The organism is Acetobacter sp. DmW_136, assembly GCF_008690365.1.
Lineage (GTDB): Bacteria > Pseudomonadota > Alphaproteobacteria > Acetobacterales > Acetobacteraceae > Acetobacter > Acetobacter oryzifermentans.
In genome coordinates, this window is record NZ_VHON01000058.1 from 20470 (window position 1) to 28545 (window position 8076).

The 8076-nt window shown below is 51.0% G+C and carries 7 protein-coding genes, 1 pseudogene and 1 other annotated feature; all 8 genes and pseudogenes read right to left on the reverse strand.

The window, feature by feature from the left end; translation table 11 throughout:
* Positions 1-298: 298 nt before the first annotated feature.
* Positions 299-670: pseudogene (locus tag FKW31_RS14155) on the reverse strand (type II toxin-antitoxin system VapC family toxin); the annotation flags it as partial.
* On the reverse strand, positions 667-1005 hold the full coding sequence (locus tag FKW31_RS16715; protein ID WP_193562085.1) for a prevent-host-death protein: 339 nt from the start codon (positions 1003-1005) through the stop codon (positions 667-669). The gene FKW31_RS16715 and the pseudogene FKW31_RS14155, both read right to left, overlap by 4 nt.
* A gap of 8 nt (positions 1006-1013) precedes the next feature.
* On the reverse strand, positions 1014-1316 hold the full coding sequence (locus tag FKW31_RS16500) for a tyrosine-type recombinase/integrase (RefSeq protein ID WP_370513069.1): 303 nt from the start codon (positions 1314-1316) through the stop codon (positions 1014-1016).
* A gap of 363 nt (positions 1317-1679) precedes the next feature.
* A protein-coding gene (locus FKW31_RS14170) for an IS3 family transposase (RefSeq protein ID WP_150178874.1) occupies positions 1680-2890 on the reverse strand; the annotation gives its coding sequence in 2 pieces (ribosomal slippage) (positions 1680-2605 and positions 2605-2890; 1212 coding nt in all).
* Positions 2496-2612: a sequence feature (AL1L pseudoknot), on the reverse strand. (Overlaps the previous gene by 117 nt.)
* 51 nt (positions 2891-2941) lie before the next feature.
* Entirely contained in the window at positions 2942-3124 is a 183-nt protein-coding gene (locus FKW31_RS16115) for a transcriptional regulator domain-containing protein (RefSeq protein WP_166443416.1), read from the reverse strand.
* A gap of 312 nt (positions 3125-3436) precedes the next feature.
* Positions 3437-5971 (reverse strand): TonB-dependent siderophore receptor, encoded by a 2535-nt coding sequence (locus tag FKW31_RS14180; protein ID WP_238332863.1) that lies wholly within the window; start codon positions 5969-5971, stop codon positions 3437-3439.
* 148 nt (positions 5972-6119) lie between these two features.
* On the reverse strand, positions 6120-7124 hold the full coding sequence (locus FKW31_RS14185; protein ID WP_150178875.1) for a FecR family protein: 1005 nt from the start codon (positions 7122-7124) through the stop codon (positions 6120-6122).
* Between the two features lie 107 nt (positions 7125-7231).
* A complete protein-coding gene (locus FKW31_RS14190; RefSeq protein ID WP_166443417.1) occupies positions 7232-7753 on the reverse strand; it encodes a sigma-70 family RNA polymerase sigma factor in 522 nt (173 codons plus the stop codon).
* Positions 7754-8076 lie beyond the last annotated feature (323 nt).

The following is an 8076-nucleotide window of genomic DNA, read 5'->3' on the forward strand; positions in this document are numbered from 1 at the left end:
GAAGATGATGATAAATAGACACAAGAGGCTACAAGCCAAACGGTGCGGTGACGGCCTGTCGGCCCCATGATCTTACTTTCGGATGCAGCCACATCACATAAGTCTCTGGCGTGAGTGGTTCACAGGCAATCTGACATTCTGAAGGATTCCAGCAAACCCGGTCTTCACAAGATTGGTAATCGGACAATACTACCGAAGCCAGCACTGTAAACATCCGCTTTTAGGAGTTCCGGTCGGTACGCTCTATGTCTGGCACGAAAGCGTGTTCTGACGGCAGTTTCTGCTTCACGAACAGCGTAATTCGCTTGATGGGGTAATGATCCATTCGTCCGTCTTCTGAAAGGAATGTGGCGTGTTCAGCTTGCGCCTGCGCCATCAGGAGATGGTCAAACGGATCACGATGATGCAGAGGCAAAGACATCAGGATTTGTAGGTGCTCGGGCTGTATTCCCAGCAGAGAAAAACCTTCCGCAGGAATGGCTGCCAGAATATCATTCATATCCGCATCCAGCTTTCCGATACGGATTTTGATCGCAATCTCCCAGAGAGACACGGTACTCACCAGAATATCGTGAACCGGGTCTGCGATGATTTCCCGTGCAGTCTCACCCAAACGGTCGGAGTCCGAGAGCCACCATAGCAAGGCATGCGTATCGAGCAGAACCTTCACAGATCGCGGTCCATGCTTTCAAGAACATCCGGCGGTGTCTGATCAAAATCTTCACTCTTTCTGATCCGCCCACGAAGAGCTCCAGGCTGACGACGAGGGCGATAGGAAGTAGCCGGAGGCCGCAGTTCAGCCACAACTTCATCATGAGATGTCACGAGGATCGTGCTGCCCTGTCTGAGCTGACGCAGATACGCTGTCATGTTTCCTCGGAACTCTCGAACCCCAATTTTCTGTGGGATTGGCGCATTATCTGAGAGATGTTCGCTTATGTCCTCCTCCTTGTATGTCATCATAACATGTACACACAAGGAGGAGGTAGAGAATTCCTGAGACATATTCGATTTCAGAAATCCGTGGCTTCCGACAGTGCCAGAGTGTCTTCGACGTCCACTCCAAGGTATCGCGTACTATCCAGTTTTGAATGATCCAGCAGAATCTGCACGGCCCGGATATTACCGGTTCGTTTGTATATCATGGCAACCTTAGTCTGGCGGAGCAAATGAGTTCCATATTCACCGGGGATCAGTCCCACCGCCTGAACCCATTGATCCAGAAGCCGGGCGTGTTGCCTTGTGCTCAGATGAGCTTTGGGACTTAGGCGACTGGGAAAAACATATTTATTCAGGCCGCCACCTCGGTGTTCCAGCTAAGTTCGCACGCTTTCCCGGGCTGTTTCTGTAATTTCGAACTGTACAGGTCGCCCAGTTTTCTGCTGGACGATCATGGCTCAGTGACGTACCTGACCGCTGGTCACGATGTCGCCGATACGAAGGCTGACAAGATCGCAGCCTCTGAGCTTACTATCGAGAGCAAGATCAAATAAAGCCTTGTCTCTGACACACTGTTCTCTCTCCAGCCAGAACCGAATAGCCCAGACGTGTTTTTCTTTAGCGCCCGCTTGGCGCCAACCATTTTTCCTGCATTCCAAGGCACGGACGCCTTCAGTGTAGACGATAGAAAACGTGTTTTTGAATTATCCCGGGTTTTGTGGAGACGTTTTTTATCTGAACTAAGCGGCTAATACATGTGATTTCTGCTGAGCATAAAAACGTGCTTCAGCTTCTGCTGGCGGGATGTTTCCAATGGAGGACAGGAGCCGCCGATTGTTGAACCAGTCGACCCATTTAAGCGTTGCCAATTCAATCGCTTCCCTGTTTTTCCATGGTCCCTGCCGATAGATGAGTTCGGTTTTGTAAAGCCCGTTAATGGTCTCGGCCAGGGCATTATCATAGGAATCCCCAACACTGCCGACAGAAGCAACAAGACCCGCTTCAGCCAGTCTTTGCGTGTAGCGAATGGACACATATTGACAGCCGCGGTCGGAATGGTGGGTCACTTTTCCCTCTGGCCGCCTCTGGCACAGAGCCTGCTCAAGGGCATCCAGCACGAAGTCAGTATGGGCCGTTGATGAGACACGCCACCCCACAATCATGCGGGCAAATACATCAATGATGAAGGACACATACACAAAGCCCTGCCATGTGGAAACGTAAGTGAAATCCAAAACCCAGAGCCTGTTGGGGGCTGGTGCATGAAACTGGCGCTGCACCAGATCCTGTGGACAGGGTCGTTGCGGATCTGGCCGGGTGGTTCTGACACCCTTGCCACGAATGACGCCTTTCAGTCCCATCTGACGCATCAGTCGCTCTACCGTGCAGCGGGCGACATCCAGACCTTCACGTTTGAGCTGATGCCAAACCTTGCGTGCTCCATAGACGCAGAAATTATCCTTCCAGACCCTGCGGATTTCATGACACAGCTCTTTGTCTTTCTGGTTGCACACACAAGGATTTTTCTGCCTGGCAACGGTTGCATAATAGACAGATGGTGCAATCGGCAGGATCTTGCAGATTGACCCGACACCATATGTCTGCCGGTGCTCATCAATGAAGCGCGTCATGGCCTGAACCGGCGGTCGAGTTCCGCCTGGGCAAAATACGCAGAAGCCTTACGCAGGATTTCATTGGCCTGCCGCAATTCGCGGTTCTCTCGCTCCAGTTGCCTGATCTTCTCTCGATCAGGCAGTTCACTTACCGCAGGCGCATTGGCCCGCTCATGCAGACGGGTCCATTTTGACAGCGTGTCAGGGTGAATATCCAGCTTTGGGGCGATCACCATCACCGCAGACCACCGCGAAGGATGGTTCTTCTCTTCCTCCAGAACCATGCGGGCTGCACGTTCACGAAATTCAGGCGAAAAACGCTTCGATTTGTTGCTCATAAATTCTTCTTACCTCTCGGGTCTTTCTGTCTCCACAAAACCCGGGGAAATTCAGTCCCGGAACGCCGCCCACAGGAGCGAGGGGTTGGCGCTGGCCCCGGCCCGCAGCAGAATATCGCGATAATCGCTGACATAGCGGGACCAGCGCCGCATGAAGGCCCCGGCAAGGGCGGAGGCCGGGAGGGTTCTGAGGATGGCCAGATCGGCCTCGGAATGCCAGATGTCAGATGGCATGGGAACAATCCTCTCGGCTGGGGAGCCACCGACCGGGCGCGACAAAACATGCCGCGCCTTTCAGGTGGCCCCAAGTTTCTGGTTACATTGAGTTCTCACACTGTGCGGCGTGACTTTATGGAAATTGCAGGCACGCCCCGCGCATGTTGCGCAGTGTCACCCACCGACTTTGACATGACTTGCCCCTCGCATCTTGCCGGAGACAGTCCACGCTTCTTGCAGTATGCCTGCCCCACGAGTTTGACATTTAGACGAGGGGCAAGGTGCTTAATTTAATGGGGAAAAGGTGCTGTAGTTCGGGGCGGGAAAATTTTACCAGCTATACGAAAGGTTCCCGTATACCCGTTGACCCTGACCATAATAGCAGGCACCACCACCGCCAGAGCACGATGTAACATATCGTTTATTCGTCAGGTTTGAGATGGCCAGTTGTGCTTTCAACCCTTTGAGTGTTGGTGTCAGGGCAGAAAAGTCATAATGGGCACCGACATCGAACAGAGTATAGGCAGGCGCTTTAAAGGAGTTGGCATTATCAGCATACGTATATCCGATGTAGCGAATGCCAAAGTTAACGCCAAATCCATGAAGAATTCTGGCAGGCGGGGTATAGTCAATAAACATGTTCACCATATTGCGCGGCAGGCCAGAAATATATTTTCCTTTTTCAGAGACCTCACCCAGGACGTTGCCATAGATATCTGTGCGGTCTTCAACCGTATCGCTCTTTGCTACCCGTGTATCATTAAAGCTATATGACGCAGTTAGATGCAGATCTTTCGTAATGTTCGCATGGGCAGATAATTCAACCCCTTTCGACACAACAGTTCCCGCATCAACCTGATAGCCTGGATTGGCTGTATCGGTGATTGCGTAGTGATCTTCTTTGATGTGATACGCGGCTGCTGTAAGGAAAATATCAGAATATGGGATTAAATATTTTAATCCCGCTTCAAACTGATCTCCTTGGTTAGGTTTGAACAGCTTTCCATCTGCAGAAAAATATCCGACCTGCGGCATGAATGATGTTGCATAGCTGAAATAAGGCGTCAGTCCAAAATCGAAGTTGTAGGTAAATCCAGCTCGCCATGTAAATGCGGAGGCCGGTTCATTATGCTCGGCACTTACATGCCGTGCAACATTTGTCGCACCAATATGACGTTGAGCATAAACAGTTCCTTCATAACCATACCAGTCCTGTCGCCCCCCGAGCGTAACAGTAAGCTTATGAAACTTCATCTGATCCTGAAAATATATGCCTTTCTGGTTTAATGTCTGGAACATATCCTGATTTGTAACCATATCGGAGCCAGACAAGCTATAATTGGGGGACCATCCATATTGAGGATTCCAAATATCTATTGATGATGCACTTAGATCATAATAAATATTTTGTTCGACTTTAACCTGACGGAAGTCCATACCAGCTACAAATGTGTGGCCAATTGGACCGGACGAGAAATGACTGATTACCTTACTATCTAAACCAATAGTTCTACTTGGCTGCGATGCTGAATTTCCTGTTCTGGAATATGTAGAACCATCGCTATCTAGGCTTCCTCCACTTAGGGAATTGTATTTTGCTGTTGAACTTTCATACATAAATGTCTGCTGAAATTCGAAATGCTTGTTGAATTTATGGGAGAACTGATATTCAAATCGCGCTTCCGATGTATTAAATTCATTATTCGCAGGCTCGCCTAGAAAACGGCTTCGAGGTAGATAACCTCCTTTGCCCGGCACCAACGTGCCGATCAGCGGATAACCTGTCCCATAGAAACCACTATCAGGTGTGTACATATAGCTACCCAAAAGGGTGATACTTGTCTTATTATCAATATCCCATTTTACGGAGGGGAGAATTCCAACCCTCTTGTAATTAACGTAGTCTGTTTGTGTTCCTTGAGTAACACCTATCCCCGCAATACGATATTTCAGATTTCCCGATTTGGTGATCTTGTCACTGACGTCAAAGGTTGCTTCGTCGCGACCCCAATTTCCGAACCCCACAGAGACATTTCGAATAGGTGTGTCCGTCGGCTGTTTTAAGCGTGTTGCTACGATACCTCCTGGCCCCGTCTGCCCGTACATAACTGATGCAGGGCCATTGAGGGCCTCCACGCGCTCGACAAAAGCAGTTTCGCCAGCGGACATAGAATTAGATTGAATGCCGTCAACATATTGCGTGGATTCAAAACCGCGTTGCATAAATCCTCCGCCAGATGTACCTGCGTTTCCGTTGTTTCCGGTACCAGTTTGCTCAGAATATACACCTGGCATGTACCGCAGTGCCTCTTGGATGTTTTGTGCTTGCTGATCCTGTATTTCCTGCTTGGTGATTACGTAAACAGAGTTGGGAATTTCCCATAGGGGCGTATCGGTCTTTGTGCCTGCGTCGGTATAGGTTGCAACGTAGCCGTTCCCAGGCCCTATAGCGGCTTGATGGGGATCAAACGCTGTTCCACCGACGCGCACTGGGCCAAGCGTGATATTGGCAGAAACCTTAACGAGCGTCACAACATTTCCTGAAAGACGATAGGTCAGACCCGTGCCTGCAAGCAACCGGGTCAGTGCCTGCTGCGCAGTCATGCGTCCAGCTATACCGGGAGACGATAATCCCTGAATAACAGATGTCTCGACCGAAACCTGCTTTCCGGACTGCGCTCCGAAAGACGTTAGCGCCTTTGCAAGAGATCCTGTTGGAATAGAAAAGCTTTTTGATTGATCGGCAGTCATCGCAGATGAAACCACCGTTTGAGCAAAAGCGCCTGATGCTCCGGCAACAGAAGCCAGTGCCGAGCTTGTCATCAGAATTGCAGCTATAATTTTTCGGTCAGCACCGACACTCACGTTCCGTCGCAACGGCATTGTTTCCCTTACTGTGCTTTACGTAGCAGGGACGTGCCGTTAATGCGACTGCATTGCAGTTTTATCCCCTACTTGAGCGACGGGTGCCGAGAAAATTTTTTCCCTCTTTTTTATGATCGGATACGAAAAATTAGAAATCGGAGATAATGACAAGCCAAGGCGTCATACGCCTTACGGCTACGCCCTCATGGGCTTGCGCTAGGGCATGCAGGGCACCGACTGGGTTATTCAGGTCATAAACCCCTGTAACCCGCCGTGCAGCGAAGTCTGAACTGGCAAGCACAATCATCCCTTTGAAGTAGGGACGGAGTTTTTCCACCACATCAGCCACCGGCTGATCATTAGCGATCAACTGCCCATGTCGCCATGAGGCGATTTCAGTCCCGTCCGCATTCGTACGATGGAAACCGCCCTTCCAGCCTACGTGGATCGCCTGTCCCGCCTGCAAACGCTCTGAAACCCCAAAGGACGGAGAAGCGTCTACCTGCACAACTCCCTGCGCAACCGCAACATCCGTACTATCCGCCCCGAAGCCGACTTCAAACGCAGTGCCAATATCTGTCGTGCGGACACTATGAGCATCCACGACAAACGGGCGCGTTGCGTCATGTGTCACTTCAAAAAAGGCACGACCTTTCAAAAGACGAATATGCCGTTGTGACCCTTTATAATCCACGGCAATAGCACTCTGAGGAGCTAGCTCTACGTCTGTACCATCTGCGAGCCGGATCGACTGTTGTTGGGCCGTGCCTGTTGTATAATTAGCTTGCCACCAAAGAAGAGCGCTCGGAGCTATCAATAGGACGAGACAGGCGGCGAGCGCCATCCCTGCTCCGACTAGCGGAACCATTCGCCTCGATAGGATGCGCTGCGATGGCAGAGGAGCCACCTCGTCCGCTACGTCTCGCGCTTCAAATACACGGATGGCAGCACCTTCATTCGCCGCTGCGGGACCAATCAGATCATAGGCTTGCGCGGTCTCGGTCCAGGCTTTTCTATTGGCTGGGTGAGCGGAAAGCCATTCAGCGAAACGGGTGCGAAGATCGGGATCTTCTGGCTCATCTTCCAAAAAGATAAGCCAGTCAGTTGCTTCCTTTATTGCCCGTTCGTCTTCGCTCTCTATCCCTGCCGTCATCCCTCTCCCGATACTCAAGCATCATGTTGGCCGTCGCATGTCTGAACATGGACGAAGTCAGTCCCTACTTCATAAACGAAGCAGCGTAGATTTTTTTCTATAATGATTTATGGGAACGACTTCAGGCGTCTCCGGCAATGGGCAACGCCTTCGGCGATCAGAGTATGGGCACGTGTTACAGAGATTCCCAACCGTGCCGCCACCTCCCTGGTCTTCAATCCTTCAAGACGGTGCAATTCCACGGCTATTCTTGTGCGCTCTGGGAGTTCTGCAAGAGCATCCCGCACAATGGCCAGTTGTTGGCGATGCAGAATCTCGACTTCCGGAACGGCCCGCTCATCTAGTTGAAGATGAGTTGTCTCGCTTCCATTGTCAGAAATTACATAACGGCTACGGCTGATATGTGCCCGTCTACCGTCAAGAGCAATATTTCGGACAATGCGAAAGAGATAGCGTAACGGTTCACGAACAAAATTCGGATCAGCCTGAGAGACCGTCGAGAAACGAACCCACGCTTCCTGAACGATATCCTCGCTTTGCGTCGTAGTCCCCGTGACAGTGGTCGCATAGTCGACCAGCCGTTTACGGTTCTGCACGAACAGGCTCAGGTTGTCCTTCTCGCTGTCCAAAGGTGCGCTGCCCACTTCATCACGCGGTCATACGAATCCGCTTCACCACATTAAGAACCATTCTTATTTGGTAGCTACGTGAGGACGGCTTGGAAGGCAAGGAGAAGGTTCGCGGATCGGCTCCGCGCGTGCAGCCTGGACCGATTCCTTCCCTTCCCGGCCCTCTGGCGGCGTGCCTTCTGCGTCTCGGAACTACGCGGTTTTTCTCCGCCGTTTGATTCCTATATGATTCCAGTTGGTGTGTTGGAACGCCAAAAGGCGGCTTACGCCGCCTTTGAAGTCATTGATTTTATTTGGAATTTTTGGTTGCGGGGATAGGATTT

Bases quoted from the DNA above. Each gene is read 5' to 3' on its own strand.
- FKW31_RS16115 (WP_166443416.1), bottom strand. From the start codon at position 3,124: ATGCCATCTGACATCTGGCATTCCGAGGCCGATCTGGCCATCCTCAGA.
- FKW31_RS14185 (WP_150178875.1), bottom strand. From the start codon at position 7,124: ATGACGGCAGGGATAGAGAGCGAAGACGAACGGGCAATAAAGGAAGCA.
- FKW31_RS16715 (WP_193562085.1), bottom strand. From the start codon at position 1,005: ATGTCTCAGGAATTCTCTACCTCCTCCTTGTGTGTACATGTTATGATG.